Below are 17,222 nucleotides of genomic sequence, written 5' to 3' on the forward strand. Positions count from 1 at the left end.
ATTCTAACTCAGAAGCTTTAGAACGGGGAATACCCGATCTTCCACCACAACAACAAAATATTAGAATACAGGCCACTCGTTCAGGACGCAAAGGGAAAACAGTGACAGTGATAACTGGGTTTCAACATTCTCCAGATACCTTAAACAAGTTATTAAAACAGCTAAAAAATAAATGCGGAAGTGGAGGAACAGTTAAAGAGGATACCTTAGAAATTCAAGGTGATCATCGTGAAAAGTTACTGGCAATTTTAGGAGATTTGGGTTACAAAGTAAAGATTAGTGGCGGTTAACAAAGATAGAAGTTTAATAATTTAGTCCAGGAATAGATAACTGTTTTACTTGATTTTTATGAATTTTTCTGCTGTACATCATGCTATTTTTATCAACTTTTTCCGTTAGCATTGTGATGAGACATTTTCCTACATGATAAGCCATATTAACAGGAACTGCGTTACCAATTTGCTGGTATCGAGAAGTTATTGATCCCATAAATTCCCAAGTATCAGGAAAGGTTTAAATTCTAGCATATTCTCTAATATAGCACTACGCATTTTGGTTAGGACATTGACAAGCCCTGAAACTCTTTTTTGGCGTACTTTTGCCTTTTGACTTTTGCCTTTTGCCTTTCGCGTAGCGGTATAGTTAGGGGTCTAGTTTGGTCAGGATGACATCTTTCTGTTTGGGTTTGTGCATGACTACAAGTAATAGTTAAACAGGGTTCGTCCTAGGATAATCTTTTTAAAAATGATAAATTTTTTAGAGGCTTAAAAATATGTAGAAGATTATATTAATATTTGATCATTCTTTAACCTAAACTGACGTTAAAATTATTCAAGATCATAACCAAAATGACGTAATTGTTTACCAGCAATATGATTAAATACTTCAATTTCTTGCTTTAATAATTCTTTTTGATAACGTTTAATACTGGAGTCATTAATATTAGCAGAAAGCTTAGCAAAAACAGGGGTTTTAATCTTAGTTATTGCATTATTTGAGTATTTGCTCGGTTCCAATTGTTGAGGATGATAAGTTTCTCCAATAAAAGACATCATCCCTTTAATGGTAGTTTCTGGATCGGATACTAAAGCTTCATATTTAACATCTAAAATGTTATCTTTATCCCCTAATTTTAATCGAGTATTAAGACATTTTCGCCAATAGTTTGCATAACGTTTAATATCACTTCCCTGAACAACATTTTTATGATATTTTGCAGAACAATAACCATCTCTTCCGTCTCGAACCATGTGGATAAATTTTGAATTAGGAAAATATTTGGTTAAAAATGCTAATTGTAAAACGTGCTGAGGAGTTTTTTCTACATAATATTTAGCTTCTGGATGATCCATTAAAACATGATTAGTAAAAACATCAAAAAATTCCACAATATCACGACAATTTTGCCGTAACTCCTCCATTTTTTTGGGTTTAATTCCTTTAAATCTAAAACTAAAAATATCTCGATAAGTGAAAAATGCTGTTTCGTAACCAGGTCCCACTAAATAAGGATGAGAGGTTAAAATTAATTTAGCTAAAGTTGTGCCACTTCTCGGCGCACCTAAGACAAAAATATGTTTTTGAGTGGATATTTTTTTAGGAAAACGCCAGATGATATTTTTAGGTAAATGGGAAGGATTTTTGATAAATTGATTAATAACTTGTGGTAGGGTCATTATATTATCCTCATTTAATACTATTAAAATACCTTTCTATCAGTAAAATAGCAACAATATCATCAATGGGACGAGGAGGGTTTCGCATTCCTTTAGGAACCAAACGCATTAACCCTTGAGGGGGATACATTTCCCAATAGCGATCACGTGCTTCTAGGGTACTATTTCGTTCGTCTATAAAGAAAATAGGAACAGACACCAATAACTCATTTTCTAGCTGTTTTTTCCACTGTTTAGATGTGGTTTGATTTCCCATTACCAAAAACTTAATAGAAAACTGTTCGATGAGATGATTAAGAGTTGAAATAGCTTGAGAAGATTCGATGACCTCATGGTAATAAATGTTACCTAATTTATCAGCGATCGCTACACCGCATTTATCTCTTCCTGGATCGAATCCTAATAGTATTGATGAACTTTTTTGATTCATGATGCCTCTTTACTTTCAATAATAATTTCTCCATTTTTAATACCTAATAACTTTAATTTAAGAGGTCCAATGGTTTTAGTATCCTCCATAGCAACTGCTCTCAATTCATCCAATCCTTCTTCATATTCTTTAATTTCTTCTATAAAATCTACCACAGTTTTAAGTCTTCCATCTCCTACTTGAATTCCGCCTAAAATTCCTGAACGACGCGCACGAAATTGGGTAGCCGAGAGTAATAAATCTAATCTTTCTTGTATAATCTCATCCGTTAATTCTAAAGAATCCATCGAAATAATAGCAATAGTTTCTCCTTCACTAAAAATCTTTTGATTTAAAGCAATATCAGCAAATACCCTCACTTCTTGTTCTCCTTGAACATAATTACCAGCTGCAATAATTCTCACTACATATTCTTGTTCGTCTTGTAACTGTTCGACCAATTGTTGAACCTGTCCTTGAGTAATTTTAACCACTCTTTCATCCGATTTAATATTTTCTTTTCCCACTAATTCTATCGCTGTTCGATTAGCCTGTCGCAAAAGTTCGTCTACCACTTGAGTTCCAGCTTTAGGAACCACTAGACGCACCGCTCCAATGGATAAAACTTGACCTCTAACAATCGCTATTTTTCTTTCTCGTAACTCTTGATAAGTTTGGTAATACTGCTCTAAAAGAGCGACTTGTCTTTGTAAATAATTAGATTCTTTTTCTAGCTCTTGTAATTGAAATTCTCTTTCTTTAAGAGCCATATCTTTATCATTAATGGCTTGATCAAGTTGAGTAATTTCCTCATCTCTTCTGTCAATTTCTGCTTGTAGGGTGCTTTGTTGCTCTTCTAAACTTTGAAGCCGTTGTTGTCGTTCATTTAAAATCTGAGTTTGTTGAGCAATTTGAGCTTTTCCTTTTTTTAATTCTTCATCTCGTTGACTAACTTCTTGTTTAAGTTGTTGAATTTCTTGATCTAATTCAATTTTATTTTGTCGCAGTTGTTTTCTTTCATTGAGTAAACTTTGTATATCTGCTTTTAATTGAACGGCTTGATTAGAAACGGCTTTTAATTGTTGTTTAGCTTGATTAAAATTTTCGTTAGTGGATTGTAATTTTTTTTCAACAGTTTTTTGTTCTTCTTTTGCTTTTTGTAATTCTTTTTCAATATCCTCTTTATCAATGCCTAACCGTTCTAAGTCAGCCTTAGCAATACGTAATTGTTTTTGAATTTCATCCAATTGAAAAAGCCCTTCTCGGAGGGATTTACTAAAAGCTAGTAAAATCCCAAAGGTTGAGGCTGCAATTAAGGTTCCTGTTAAAACTGTCACCACAACGGCAGTTTGTTTGGGGCGTAGTCCGCAAATGGTAAGTCTTTTTTTTCCTACTCTACTCCCCAAGCGATCGCCCAATGCTGCGACTAAACCTCCTAAAATGAGGATTGATGCAATTAGGATATAAGCACTGGTCATTCGCTTTTTAGGTTAACAATAAGGTTAGGCAAATTGTTGAGACAGGGCAACAGGATTATGAACTGTAATTTTCTTTTTATGAATGGAAATCATTTCTTCTTGACGTAAATCTCCCAAAAGACGAGTCACCGTCACACGAGTTGAACCAATGGCCTCAGCGATGGCCTGATGGGACAATTTTAAATCAATGCGAATGCCTTCAGGGGTGGGTACGCCAAAGTCCCGACATAAAATTAACAGAAAACTGACCAAACGGGAACCCATATCGCGGTGAGCGAGGGTTTCGATCATCATTTCTGTTTGTAAAATCCGCGAGGACAGCCCTTGAAGCATTAGAATGGACAAATCGGGGTTATTTTTGAGAGCTTGTTCGACTTGTTCAATGGGAGATGATAATAATTCGACAGGGGTAAAAGCTACTGCATGGTAAAAGCGATCGGAACGTTGCCCCGTAATCAAAGACAACACACCAAACACACTATTTTCTCTTAACAAGGCTACAGTAATTTCTTCTCCTGCTTCGTAAACCCGCGACAGTTTGACTGCGCCTTTGAGTAAAAAATAGACCCTTTCTGCAGGATCACCAGGAAAAAAGATAGTTTTCCCCCGATCAAACGCTTCAACAACAGGGGGATAGGCACCGCCACCGATACGGCGGAACACAGCAGCTAAAGGTTTATCTTGTGGTACAGACAATTCCATTACACTTTAATACAACACCGGAAAAATAAGGAGACTCAAAATAGGAAAGATAATTTTCAGTCCCAGATAAAAACAACACTTTAACGTATCTTCAAAGGTTTTTGCTACATTTTGCTTCACAATAATTTTATTGGGATAATTTATCCTTGCTTCTGTCCCTGATTATAGCCACCATTATGAAACAATGGGGGTTGATTCAGCAGAAACTTTGCCCATTTGTCAAAATAATTATGTTAGATTTAACCGGAAAGAACGCGCTAGTTACAGGAATTGCTAATAATCGCTCCATTGCTTGGGGAATTGCTCAACAACTTCATAAAGCAGGGGCTAATTTAGCTGTTACCTATTTACCTGATGAAAAAGGACGTTTTGAAAAAAAAGTCCGTGATGTGGTTGAACCGATTAACCCATCGCTGATTCTTCCTTGTAATGTTCAAAATGAGGATCAGGTAAAAGCAACGTTTAAAGCTATTGAAGATACTTGGGGAAAATTAGATATTGTGATCCACTGTTTAGCCTTTGCTGATAAAGAAGGGTTAGGAGGGGATTTTAGTGATATTTCTCGCGAAGCGTTTAGTCAGTCCCTTGAAATTAGCACCTTTTCTCTAGGAAATCTGGCTAAATATGCTAAACCTTTAATGAGTGAGGGGGGCAGTATTGTCACCTTAACCTATGTTGGCGGAGTGAAAGTCATTCCTAATTACAACTTAATGGGTATCGCTAAAGCAGGTTTAGAAATGAGTGTGCGTTATTTAGCCTCTGAACTGGGTTCTGATAATATTCGGGTTAATGCTATTTCAGCCGGTCCTATTCGTACCTTAGCTTCTTCTGCCGTAGGGGGAATTTTAGATATGATTCGTCATGTTGAAGAGATTGCTCCCTTAAAGCGAACGGTGACGCAATTAGAAGTCGGTAATACGGCTGCTTTTCTCTGTAGCGACTTAGCTAGTGGTATTACTGGACAGGTGATTTATGTAGATGCGGGCTACGAAATTATGGGGATGGTGTGACTCGTTTAGTCTAAACGTACTATATGGTACGGGGACGACTAGCTAGGTAAAACAAAAAGCACCTAGACAACTGAATAATCGTGTGAGTGCGAAAAAATTCTTTTTTTCAAGTCTCACTCCCCAGGTATTGGGGGTAAAAGCACTCTCCCTATGGTAGCGACTGGTCATCAATCCATAAAGCGGGAGAGAAAGCGGTTCTAACTGGAAGTCTAATCTAGTTCCACCGCTAGCAAGAATACTATGGGTAGCAAAGCGAAGTTTTCTTAAGCATCGTTATAATTAAACAGCCAAATAGACTGATAGGCTGTGACCAAAAGGTCGTAGGTTAATAGGAAATAGGCTCATTCCCCTATTTTTCAATACCAAAATATAACCTCGGTGTAATGAAAAAAGATTAAACCATCGTCACTTCTAAATAGCCAAAATAGACTGATTAGGCTATAGCCAAAAGGCAATAGACAAAATACTTGATTTGAATAGCTGTTTCAAATCACAATACCAGTTTGTCTCGGTGGAAAATCACACCCTAAAGTTTCAAACCAACGATTATTCGGAACGAGGAAACCCCTGTAAAACTCTTACAAATAAGGTCGAACACTTGTAAGTAGTCAACCAAGATTTAAACTCTCTAGAAAACTTAGAGGTTTTTCAGGGTATAAGATTCAGTAAAAAGCTAATGCTCAATTGTAATGATTGAGATACGCCCACGTACTGACTGTAATCAAGAAGATAGTGAACGAGTAGTAATGAATATGTCTAAAACTGATTCCAAGAATACAGTGGAATGGAATGAGATAAATTGGCGAAAAGTCGAAAAATCTACATTCAAGTTACAAAAGCAAATCTATCAAGCCAGTATCAATGGTGATGTCAAAAAAGTACGCAAATTACAGAAAACGCTTGTCAATTCTTTTCACGCCAAATTATTAGCGGTCAGAAAAGTTACCCAGGATAATAACGGTCGTAAAACAGCTGGTATAGATGGTGTCAAATCCCTAACACCAAAACAAAGGCTAACATTAGTTTCCAAAATAACTTTAGAAAACAAATCCAAACCTGTTCGCAGAGTATGGATACCTAAAGCTAATGGAAAACTAAGACCACTAGGTATCCCTGTCATACAAGACAGAGCTACTCAAGCCTTAGTGAAACTAGCCATCGAACCCGAATGGGAAGCCCGTTTTGAAGAAAATTCTTACGGATTCCGACCTGGCAGAAGCTGTCATGATGCAATAGAGGCAATTTTTAATGGAATTAGATACAAATCAAAGTATGTTCTTGATGCCGACATTAGCAAATGTTTTGACCGCATAAATCACGAGAAACTTCTGGAGAAAGTTAACACCTTTCCAAAAATCAGAAGGCAACTAAGAGCTTGGCTCAAAGCTGGAATTCTGGACAATGGAAAAACAATTTTTCCAAATGAAGGAACTCCGCAGGGCGGAATTTGCTCCCCACTTCTAGCTAATATAGCTCTACATGGTATGGAAAACAGGATAAAAGAATATGCAGCTACCTGGAAAGGTTGTAAGAAGGAAAATTTAAAATCCATCTCCCTAATAAGATATGCTGACGATTTTGTAATCCTGCACAAAAACCACACCATAGTAAAAGATTGCCAAAACATTCTGATAAATTGGCTAGCAGGACTAGGACTTGAACTTAACGAAGAAAAAACCAATATCATCCACACTCTGGATGACGGATTTGACTTCCTCGGTTTTAACATCAGACAACATCGTGTAGGTAAACACCAATCGGGTAAAGACCCACATAAACGAATCCTTGGTTTTAAAACCATCATCAAGCCTAGTAATGAGAAAGTTAAATCGCACTATGACAAACTTAGAAGTATAGTCAATAATCACAAAGCTGTTCCACAGCAAGCCTTAGTAACTAAATTATCAATAGTTATTAGAGGCTGGACTAACTACTACAAAACTTGTTGCAGTAAAGAAACATTCTCAAAATTAGACCATCTGCTCACTCTGAAACTACTTAGATGGGCAAAAAGAAGACACTCAAAAAAATCCAAGAAATGGGTTAAGAATAAATATTGGCACACTGTTGGATTAAATAACTGGAGATTTGGAACAAATAAGGAACATATCCTAAATCTACATTCTGAAACTCCTATTGTCCGACATACAAAAGTGAAAGGTACAGCAAGCATCTACGACGGAAATTCGATTTATTGGGCTTCTCGCATGGGAAAAAACCCGTTAATCAAATCCTCTCTTGCTAGACTGCTTAAAAAGCAAAAAGGCATCTGTAAACATTGCAAACTTCCTTTTAAACCTGGAGACATGATCGAAATCGACCATATCACCCCTATCAAAGCTGGCGGTGACAAATATAAAGACAATCGACAGGTTTTGCATAAACACTGCCATGATATAAAGACCAAAGATGACCTGAAATTAATCAGGCGTTATAAAATCCACAAGGAATGGGAAAAGGTTCATAAAACTATCCAAACTCAATTTGAAAATAATAAATGGATTTGGAAAGATGACCTTCCCAGCTTGGTCTAAATGGTACACATAACAAGTGCTTGATTAGAGAGAAGCCGTGTGAAGGGAAACTTTCACGCACGGTTTTGAAGACAAGTCGCCTCGGTGACGAGGTGGCTTAGTTTAATTAAATAAACAAACAATGGATAATGATCAATTATCCATTGCTTTTTCGGGTAATTTAGCGTTTTGCCTTGGGACGAGCAGGAGCTTTAGGTCCTTTGGGGCTACTAATTTCAGATTTTAAACCAATCCAACCAATAACACTATAAACAATAGCTAACATCAAACTACTTAACCCAATACGAAGACTTTGTTTTAAGGCTTGGGTTGTGGCTTGACTCTCAGCTTGTTTACGACGTTCTAGGAGTTGAGTTTCTAATTGATTTTTCAACTCTTCGGTTCTTTTTTTGTATTCTTCAGGATTTTGTGATAAATCTCGTAATCCTTGTAACTGTTGACGTTGCTGACGTAAGGTTTCTAACTGTTGAACATTCAACTGTTGTCCTTGAACTTGACCTGCTTCGATCGCTTGGTTGAGTCGTTGAATCTGCTGATTGAGTTGATTAGGATTTCTAGACAAGGTATCAACCTGAGTTAGAAACTGTTGAATTTGTTCAGCACCTTGACCAGCACCTTGTTGAATCCGTTCTAAGGCATCAGTTTTAGCACTATTGAGGTTATTTAGGTGTAAAGGAACCATCAATAAAAATAGTAATCCCAAAAGAGCAGATAAGATATAAACGGGTAATTTAAGATTAAATCCTGACTTTTTTAAGGGGTTAGGGTCAACCAAACCATCAATCAGATAACCTACTAAAATAAAACCAATACCCACCAAAGGCACCACCCCTCGGTCCACAATACTGGTCACTAGGCCAATTTGCCATGATTGATTCTCGAAGTTGAGAGGAACTGCAAGGGTTATATAATCCAACAGAGAAGAGAGGATAAAAATGACCCCAATCAGTTTGAGAACTAAAGATGTAAAGGCTGAATAATTCATTGTTTTTATCAGTTTGTGGATAGCATTTCGTTAAAGATAACAACCAACAGGAACAATCCCCTGTTTGTTAAGAGATTCAATTATTAGGTGCGGGAGTTTTTATAATGGATTCGGCTAAATCGCCCATTAACCAGGAACATAACTGTTAAACCTGGCTACGAGCTTAAAAGATTTAGGGTAAATTCGCAAGGTACAGACTTCTAGTCACTACAATGATAGTCTAAACGTTGCTAAAAAGTTTCTAAAGGCGAGAATAGATTAAGGAATGACACACATACAAGTATTATCCGATAAACCCACTCTCATCGCTCACGCACTAGATTTAATCGTCGACAAAATTCATACTACCTTACAACAACAAGATCAAGATAAGTTTACCCTAGCTTTAGCTGGTGGTAGTACCCCCAAACCTCTGTACGAAGCTCTGGCTAAACAGTCTTTACCTTTAGAAAAAATTCATATTTTTTGGGGTGATGAGCGTTATGTGGCTGCTGATCATGCTGACAGTAACCAACTTATGGCTCGTCAAGCTTGGTTAGAGCAAGTTGATTTTCCTCCCTCTAACATTCATGTTATGCCTACGAGTGGTAACGATCCTTCTCTAGATGCTCAAACCCATGACCAAGAATTACGAGAATTTTTCGAGGTTAAACCAGGAGAATTTCCAACATTTGATATTATCTTATTGGGAATGGGAGATGATGGTCACACTGCCTCTTTATTTCCCCAAACAGAAGCTTTAACCGTCAGCGATCGCTTAGTAACTGTAGGAAACAAGGACGGAACACCTCGTTTAACTTTTACCTATCCGTTGATCAATCATGCCCGTTGTGTCATCTTCTTAGTGGCAGGAGAAAATAAACGCCCTGCATTAGCTCAGATTTTTTCCCCTGATGGTGATCCAACCCTTTATCCAGCTAAGGCGGTTCAACCTCAGGGTGAACTTATCTGGTTGTTAGATGAAGCAGCCGGGGGAGAGTTAAATACCTAGAGAAAAATCAAGGTTACTTGTTAAAGGAGTCAGGGGGAGCAGAGGGAGCAGAGGGAGCAGAGAGAGCAGGGAGCAGAGGGAGCAGGGAGACTGTATAAACAATGACAAACAGGGCTTTAACTTCCCTGTTGCCTCTTGCCTTAAAAAGTTATTGATATTTCTTAAGACAGTTGATTATGATTACTTGTCCAAATTGTGAACATCAAAACCCCGATGGGGCAATTCAGTGCGAAGCTTGTTTTACCCCTCTTCCTCAATTGGTTAATTGTGGTAACTGTGGTCAGCCTTTACTCAGTAATGCCACGTTTTGTGGGGAATGTGGGGCTGCCCATCCCTTTAAAGGTTCAACGACAACAGAAGAATCATCCTCACCTCCACCCCCACCAACAAGCAGCAATATTCCTGAATCATCCTCGCCTCCACCCCCACCAACAAGCAGCAATATTCCTGAATCATCCTCACCTCCACCTCCACCAACAAGCAGCAATATTCCTGAATCATCCTCGCCTCCGCCCCCACCAACAAGTAGCAATATTCCTGAATCATCCTCACCTCCACCTCCACCAACGCCCAAACCAGCAGCCAACGCACGAACTCAGCTACAAACCCAAACCGCTAGTTTACTCCATGTTCAAACTGATACTAAACTCGAACTTCCCCAAGGACTAGATATTATCCATGTCGGGAAACCCAATGACCAAATTCCGCCGGATCTCGATGTTTCAGGATTACCTGATTCTGACGTGGTTTCTCGTATTCATGCTGATATTCGCAACGAAGCCGGGATCTTTTATATCGAAGACGTAGGCAGTTCCAATGGTACTTATATTAATTACAACGTCTTACCTCCAGGAAACCGTCACCGACTACGACCAGGCGATCGCATTTCTCTGGGTAAAGGGGATTTAGTTACCTTTGTTTTTCAGTTATCGTAGAATAGTAAAAAATAAAAGGTATTTTTAGCTATCAATGACCCAAGTCCTAGAAACCTGGTTAAAACAAATCGAGATTCCTGCCGATTGGATCGGGTTACGCCAAGTAACTGAAACTTCTACGCTACGCTACGTTAGAGATGGTAAACCCCAAAGCAACGGACGTAGCCACAGCAAAGGGGTGATGGTAGAAGTCTTGGCGAAGGGACAAATGGGTTATTGTGCCACTAATCATTTAACCTTAGGTAATATTAAGCTGGCCGCAGAAATTGCCTATCAACAAGCAGTAACGGCTGCTGAATGGGGAATCTACCCCTTTACCGTAGAACAACGCCCTAAAGCGGTAGGAACCTATTATTCTCCTTATCTCAAACCCCTAGATATTCTCAGTCCTAAAGATATTAATGATCTCCTCCTGAAAGTTAATGAAACCCTCAAAGTTAACGATAAAATTGTTAGCACTTCTGCGATCGCTCGTCTGGTAGAAACAGAAATTCAACTGGTTAGTAGTAATGGGTCTGATGCTTATCAAAAGTTTCTCTTGATCACCACAGATTACACCGCAACGGCACAAGATGGCAATATTATTCAAAAACGCACTGATAACGGACTTACGGCCCGCTCCTATCAAGGGGGGATGGAATGCCTTGACGAGACAGAAGTTTTAGGGCGGGCGAAAAAGATCGCAGAACAAGCATTAGAATTATTATCGGCCCCAGACTGTCCTACTACTACTACGACTTTAGTTTTAGCCCCAGACCAAATGATGCTACAAATTCATGAAAGCATAGGTCATCCCTTGGAACTTGATCGCATTTTAGGGGACGAACGCAACTACGCTGGATCAAGCTTTGTGAAATTAGAAGATTTTGGCCAGTTAGTCTATGGTTCCCCTCTGATGAATGTTACCTTTGATCCGTCGGTATCGGGACAATTTGCTAGTTATCGCTTTGATGATGGGGGAAATTTAGCCACTCGTGAATATTTAATCAAAGAAGGGATATTATTACGAGGATTAGGGAGTAAAGAAAGTCAAATTAGGTCAAACGTGCCAGGAGTGTCTAACTTACGGGCGTCTTCGTGGAATCGTCCCCCTATTGACCGCATGGCTAATATTAACCTTGAACCGGGAAACACTTCTTTTGATGAGATGATCAGCAACATCGAATCAGGAGTTTACATGGAGTCTAACCGATCCTGGTCTATTGATGATTATCGCAATAAGTTTCAATTTGGTTGTGAATATGCCAAACTCATCGAAAATGGCAAGCTCACCAAAACTCTGAAAAATCCTAATTATCGGGGCATTACTAACCAATTTTGGCGAAGTTTATCACAACTAGGCGATCGCTCTACTTTGGGGATATATGGTACCCCTAGCTGTGGAAAAGGCGAACCTAATCAAGCGATCCGCGTTGGCCATGCGTCTCCTGTTTGCGCTTTTGATAATATCGAAGTGTTTGGCGGAGTCGGTTAATTATTTCATATTTCTTTAATATTAAGTTTTATTACGTTAAGATAAGAAATAACACTGACGGATAACTAAAGCAGTGCAGAAATTCGTGTTTGACATTTTTAATATTTTTATTTGTCATTCCGAAGAACGAGGAATCTCATCAACGTTCTCAGCACAATGCGTAATGCTAGATCATCCGTAATGTTTTAACGCACTCACTACAATTCTCATGTTAAAAAAAATTATTGCTCCGATTATTGCACTAACTTTTGCTATTACCACGTTAACGGTTCTTGGTTTAAATTTAACAAGTCTTGCTCAATCTCATATTGAGGATCAAGATTACTTTATTAAAGTGGATCGTCAAGCTAATGTAGCTATTGTAGAACCCAATTATGGTAAGTTTTTTCATCCCGATCCGGACGTGGAAGGCGATCCTACAGGACAGGTTTTATATCAAGCTTTAAGCGAAATTAATCAGGAATACGGGGTAAAAGAAGCGATGATGGTTCGCTTTGAACGGAAAGGCTACATGGTTCCCAATTTGTACGTTTTTCTTAAGTCCAATCAACCTCAAGAAACTTTAGCAGATAGTCAGTCTGCTAGACAATTATCTATGTAATTAAACGAAAAAATTAATTTCTATCAAAATAAGTATCTTATGGTTTTATAAGATACTTATTTTTTATTGCTTTGCTTCTATTCAAAATATTACTTAAGAAATATTGTGAGTTTCTGTTGTTATTATGGGAACCCTAGAAAAGTGTCTCTTTATTTATCTATAAATATAATGACGAATGATATAAGACAATATTATCAAGTCTTAGGGGTTTCTGCTGATGCTGATCTTAGGGAAGTTAAACAAGTTTATCGACAATTAGCAAAACTATGGCACCCTGATAATTTTCATGATAATCCACAACAGCAACAACAAGCAGAAATAAAATTTAAAGTTATTGTTGAAGCTTATGAAGTCATTAAAGATTATCTCAAAAACGATAAATCTCTCTCTAAAGCTTCAAACATTCATGTCAAAAAAACGAATCCTGAGTTTCATTATCAGCAAGGAACAATTTATGCGGAAACAGAACAGTATCAAGATGCAATTGCTGAATTTTCTAAAGCAATTTATTTAGATAAAAATTATATTAAAGCTTATCAATATCGAGGATTTATTTTTTCTAAATTAGGGTATGAAAATAGAGCAAATGCTGACTTTAAGAAAGTTGATGAAATTAAACTAAAAGAAATTTATCAAGAATCTTCATCTAAAGTTGATTGTGAAAATAATAAACCAGATTCAAAACAAGAAAGTAACTCTGGTTCAAGGAACCAATCACACAAAGCTAACGTTGATTATTCTCCTAGAAAATGGAAATTATCACAAGAAATAAAAGGACATTCTCAACCCGTTAATTTAGTCGCTATTAGTTCTAATTCTCAAATATTAGCGAGTGTTGCTCAATCTAAAACTATTAAGTTATGGAATTTATCAAAAGGATATCAAATTACATTACTATCTCAACATAAATCATTAGTACGTTGTTTAAAATTTACGCCGAATAATCAATACTTGATTAGCGGAAGTGAAGACAAAACGATTATTATTTGGGACTTGAAAAGCTATCAAGGGACAATTTTAGGAAGAGAAAAAAATGGACATAATAAAGCGGTATTGAGTTTAGATATTAGTTCTGATAGTAAACATTTAATTAGTGGAAGTGCTGATAAAACTACTAAAATTTGGTCACTAATTTCTAAAGAAGATCCCTATACATTAACTGGATATGGCAACGAAATTTTAACGATTTCTATGAGTCCTAATGGAGACTTTTTCGTATCAGGAGGATTAGAAAAGTTTGTGAGAATTAGATGTATTGATACAGGAAAGATAATTCGTTCTATCAAAATTAATTCAGGAATAACATCTTTAGCTTTTAGTCCTGATAATCAGTTATTAGTTATAGGGGGATTAGATAGAGTAATTCGCTTATGGAATTGGCAAACAGGGGAAGAAATTGGACAATTAACGGGACATTTAGAGACAATTTCTCAACTACTATTCAGAGATAATGGAAAGGAATTAATCAGCATCAGTTATCATGAACCAGTCAAAATATGGAATATTGAAACTTTAGAACAAATTGACAGTGTAAATAATCATTCTAAAGGTATTTTATGTGGCGATATTAGTTCTAATGGTAAAACTTTAGTAATAGGTAGTGACGATAATACTATTCGAGTTTTTTACTTAAAATAGTATTTATGTTATTGAGTTATTAAATTTTCTGCGCTTATTGGTATAATGAAATTTAGTATCCTTCTATAAAGACTACTTTTAACTGAGGTTTTACATTAGTACAAAAACACATAACAAAATATAAATTCTCAAGAAGTTACAGTCAAAATACATACTGTTCCTCGTTCCAGAGTTTCCTATTACCTTTCCCAACTAACTAATTTTGTCGAAAGTGTAGGATATAAGTATAAAATAAAGAGATGAATTAGTAAGACTAAGATAAAGCTTTGGACGACAGAATGAAATTAAAAGAAGAACTACTAAGCAAAATTGAACAACTGAAAACCCCCATAGACATTAAACTGGGTTCTCCTATTACGGATGTTCAATTCAACGATTCCGTGGTTCAAGAAATTGATTATTTAACTCAAAAAGTAGAAGCTCAAAATCCTAATTTATTACCTTTATGTTATGCAGTTAATCTTTTAGATGGGGTTTGGCAGTTGCAATATTCAACCTCTAGGGAAATTCGTTCATTGACTAAATTAAAATACGGCTTAAAAGTTGGGGCAGTTTATCAAGTGATTGATCTTAAAAACAAATCTTTTTTTAATCAAGCCTTTGTTAAACATCGTTTAGGTTTAGTATCAGGCTATGTTTTAGTAACCGCTACGTTTGAAGCAGCTAAAGAAAACTATTCTCCACTCCCTGATAAACGATTAAATATTGACTTTAAAAAACGCTATTTAGCCATAGAAAATATTGGTGGATTAACCACACCACAATTAAATCCTTTTAAAATTGTACCAGCACGTAATCCTAAAGGAAGAGTACCAGTTTTTGATATTACTTATTTAGATGAAACCTTACGAATTGGACGAGGAGGAGATGGGGGAGTTTATATTTTATCTAAGGTAGAGAAACAATTGCCTATTTCACAATTGATAGCATTATCAATGTCTAAATATCAATAATGATTTTGCCTTAAAGATAAACAATATAAGCTAAAATATAGCTGTTTTCTTCGTTATTATATTGAGTTATTTCTTTTTTTGTAATTGTCATGAAAGGTGTTATTTTTAATCGATATAGTTCTCCTGATGTTCTAGAATATACAGAAGTAACGAAACCTTCTCCTACTGCTAAACAATTACTAATTAAAGTTTTTGCTAGTAGTGTTAATCCGGTTGATTGGAAAATTCGTCGCGGAATGTTGAAATTTATTATCTTTGAAGCGATAAGACCCTCACGTCCCGTGAAGGGATGTAAGCGGATTTTACAATAGCGGTCGCCATTTTGTAAGATATAGAATATGATTAGCATATCAACATCAAGCATCTCTGTCGATATGCTTAATCTAACGTACAATTACAAGCTACAGCCAACTAAAAAACATATAGAGCTAATTGAACATAATCTAGATTATGTCGATTACAACGTCCACAACGTAGAACTGAAGAGGAATACACGGTATTAGTAGTATAAACAGCGTGTATCCCTATTGTCGTTTCAAAGGAACTGGCCAGCAGTGGGTTCAAACTGAACTTGGCACACACCAGTTTGTCCATTACGATTCTTCGCTACATTAATCTCCATAACACCTTTATCTTGAGTGTCAGAATTATAATACTCGTCACGGTACAACAGGAGTCCAAGATCCATATCCTGTTCTATATCCCCAGAGTCTTTAATATCACTCATAAACGGACGTTTATTAGCCTGTCCTTCTACTCCTCGATTAATCTGTGCTAAGGCAATAAACGGAGAATCAAACTCTTTTGCCATGTCCTTAAATGCCCCTGAAAACTTACCCACCGCTTGCGCTCTATTTCCTGCTGCTCTGTCTCCTAGCTTTTGAATATAATCCATAACAACTAAGCCAATAGTTCCCCTTTCTGCTTTAATTCTGCGTAACACAGAGCGCATTCTTGAAGGGGTTAAGGTATTAGCAGGAGTATCATCAATAATAATCGGTAACTCGGTCAGTATTCCTAATCCTTTAACTAAATTATCATACTCATCTTGATAAATTTCATTCCGCATCAATCTTGACGAGTCTATTCCTGAGTGTATGGCTAAAAAGCGTTTAGTTAACTGAGTTTTAGACATCTCTGCTGAGAAGAACACAACAGGAACTTTGTAAGTAAGAGCAACATGATTAGCTAAATAAATAGAGAACCAAGTTTTACCCATTGATGCCCTACCAGCAATAATAATTAAGTCTTTTCTTGTCAATCCTCCTGTTAACTTATCTAAGTCAGCTAAACCAGTAGAATAACCAGGACTTTTCTCTTCTTCTAATTCATTGAAAACATCCCTCAGACAGTCATGAATCGGTTGAGGTTGAAAAGGGTCTTTTTCATCTACTGTAACTTTAAATAACTTCTCTTCTGACTGTTCTAAAATAGAAGGTAATTCCGTTACTGTATCATACCCTAATTCTTCAATCTCACGGGCTGTATTAATCAATAAACGACGCTGATACTTATCAACCACCAAAACAGCATAACGGTCTATATTAACCGCAGAAACTGTCCTATCAAGTAACTGGGTTAACTTATTCTCTCCTCCTACTTTGGTGAAAAGTTTATGGTCTTTTAACCAAGTCTTGACCGTCATAAAATCACAGGGTTGGTCTTTATGGTAAAGGTCTAAAGCTGCTTGATAGATTTGTTGATGTGCCATCACATAAAAAGCTTCAGGAGGTAACATATCTGCTACTCTGCTTATAGCATTAGGGTCTAAGAGAATACCTCCTAAAATACTTTCTTCTGCTTCAATATTCTGAGGGGGAATGTTATTAATCATGA

16 protein-coding genes and 1 pseudogene are annotated in these 17,222 nt (G+C 36.8%); 10 read left to right on the plus strand and 7 right to left on the minus strand.

From position 1 onward, the window contains the following. The coding region (locus CY0110_RS22435; RefSeq protein ID WP_008277867.1) for a translation initiation factor at positions 1-290 on the plus strand (290 nt) is incomplete at its 5' end. A 13-nt stretch (positions 291-303) separates the two neighbouring features. On the opposite strand, the pseudogene CY0110_RS31670 reads toward CY0110_RS22435, so the two are convergent. The 5 genes and pseudogenes from CY0110_RS31670 to ntcA form a co-directional block, all read right to left on the minus strand. Beyond that, positions 304-724: pseudogene (locus CY0110_RS31670) on the minus strand (DNA cytosine methyltransferase); the annotation flags it as partial. A 103-nt stretch (positions 725-827) separates the two neighbouring features. Then, a complete protein-coding gene (locus CY0110_RS22445) occupies positions 828-1,676 on the minus strand; it encodes a sulfotransferase family protein (protein ID WP_008277869.1) in 849 nt (282 codons plus the stop codon). 10 nt (positions 1,677-1,686) lie between these two features. Beyond that, entirely contained in the window at positions 1,687-2,106 is a 420-nt protein-coding gene (gene ruvX, locus CY0110_RS22450) for a Holliday junction resolvase RuvX (RefSeq protein ID WP_008277870.1), read from the minus strand. Beyond that, positions 2,103-3,563, minus strand: coding sequence for a DUF3084 domain-containing protein (locus CY0110_RS22455; RefSeq protein ID WP_008277871.1), 1,461 nt, complete (start codon positions 3,561-3,563; stop codon positions 2,103-2,105). The genes ruvX and CY0110_RS22455 overlap by 4 nt, the downstream gene beginning before the upstream one ends. A gap of 24 nt (positions 3,564-3,587) precedes the next feature. Further along, positions 3,588-4,265, minus strand: coding sequence for a global nitrogen regulator NtcA (ntcA, locus tag CY0110_RS22460; RefSeq protein ID WP_008277872.1), 678 nt, complete (start codon positions 4,263-4,265; stop codon positions 3,588-3,590). A gap of 230 nt (positions 4,266-4,495) precedes the next feature. Here ntcA and fabI point away from each other — a divergent pair, with 230 nt between their 5' ends. Together fabI and ltrA are read left to right on the plus strand one after the other, a co-directional pair. Next, entirely contained in the window at positions 4,496-5,275 is a 780-nt protein-coding gene (gene fabI, locus CY0110_RS22465; RefSeq protein ID WP_008277873.1) for an enoyl-ACP reductase FabI, read from the plus strand. A 752-nt stretch (positions 5,276-6,027) separates the two neighbouring features. Next, complete coding sequence (ltrA, locus tag CY0110_RS22470) at positions 6,028-7,809, plus strand: group II intron reverse transcriptase/maturase (RefSeq protein ID WP_050780039.1); 1,782 nt, start codon at positions 6,028-6,030, stop codon at positions 7,807-7,809. 160 nt (positions 7,810-7,969) lie between these two features. Here ltrA and hpsJ-B read toward each other — a convergent pair whose 3' ends face one another. Beyond that, positions 7,970-8,794 (minus strand): hormogonium polysaccharide biosynthesis protein HpsJ, encoded by an 825-nt coding sequence (gene hpsJ-B / locus CY0110_RS22475; RefSeq protein WP_008277875.1) that lies wholly within the window; start codon positions 8,792-8,794, stop codon positions 7,970-7,972. Between the two features lie 265 nt (positions 8,795-9,059). Here hpsJ-B and pgl point away from each other — a divergent pair, with 265 nt between their 5' ends. The 7 genes from pgl (at position 9,060) to CY0110_RS22510 (ending at position 15,697) form a co-directional block, all read left to right on the plus strand. Further along, positions 9,060-9,785 (plus strand): 6-phosphogluconolactonase, encoded by a 726-nt coding sequence (gene pgl, locus CY0110_RS22480; RefSeq protein WP_008277876.1) that lies wholly within the window; start codon positions 9,060-9,062, stop codon positions 9,783-9,785. 176 nt (positions 9,786-9,961) lie between these two features. Next, entirely contained in the window at positions 9,962-10,720 is a 759-nt protein-coding gene (locus CY0110_RS22485; RefSeq protein WP_008277877.1) for an FHA domain-containing protein, read from the plus strand. 34 nt (positions 10,721-10,754) lie between these two features. Beyond that, positions 10,755-12,194: a TldD/PmbA family protein gene (locus CY0110_RS22490; RefSeq protein ID WP_008277878.1), complete on the plus strand. Its 1,440-nt coding sequence runs from the start codon at positions 10,755-10,757 to the stop codon at positions 12,192-12,194. A 208-nt stretch (positions 12,195-12,402) separates the two neighbouring features. Continuing rightward, a complete protein-coding gene (locus tag CY0110_RS22495; protein WP_008277879.1) occupies positions 12,403-12,795 on the plus strand; it encodes a hypothetical protein in 393 nt (130 codons plus the stop codon). A gap of 168 nt (positions 12,796-12,963) precedes the next feature. Further along, positions 12,964-14,433 carry a DnaJ domain-containing protein gene (locus tag CY0110_RS22500; RefSeq protein ID WP_008277880.1) on the plus strand — a complete coding sequence of 490 codons (1,470 nt, stop codon included), beginning with the start codon at positions 12,964-12,966 and terminating at the stop codon, positions 14,431-14,433. Positions 14,434-14,711: 278 nt separating this feature from the next. Beyond that, positions 14,712-15,386 (plus strand): PAP/fibrillin family protein, encoded by a 675-nt coding sequence (locus CY0110_RS22505; RefSeq protein ID WP_008277881.1) that lies wholly within the window; start codon positions 14,712-14,714, stop codon positions 15,384-15,386. Between the two features lie 89 nt (positions 15,387-15,475). Next, positions 15,476-15,697, plus strand: coding sequence for an oxidoreductase zinc-binding protein (locus CY0110_RS22510; protein WP_008277883.1), 222 nt, complete (start codon positions 15,476-15,478; stop codon positions 15,695-15,697). Between the two features lie 224 nt (positions 15,698-15,921). Here CY0110_RS22510 and dnaB read toward each other — a convergent pair whose 3' ends face one another. Beyond that, positions 15,922-17,220: a replicative DNA helicase gene (dnaB, locus tag CY0110_RS22515; RefSeq protein ID WP_008277884.1), complete on the minus strand. Its 1,299-nt coding sequence runs from the start codon at positions 17,218-17,220 to the stop codon at positions 15,922-15,924. Positions 17,221-17,222: the final 2 nt, after the last annotated feature.

Source organism: Crocosphaera chwakensis CCY0110 (assembly GCF_000169335.1).
GTDB classification, from domain to species: Bacteria; Cyanobacteriota; Cyanobacteriia; order Cyanobacteriales; family Microcystaceae; genus Crocosphaera; species Crocosphaera chwakensis.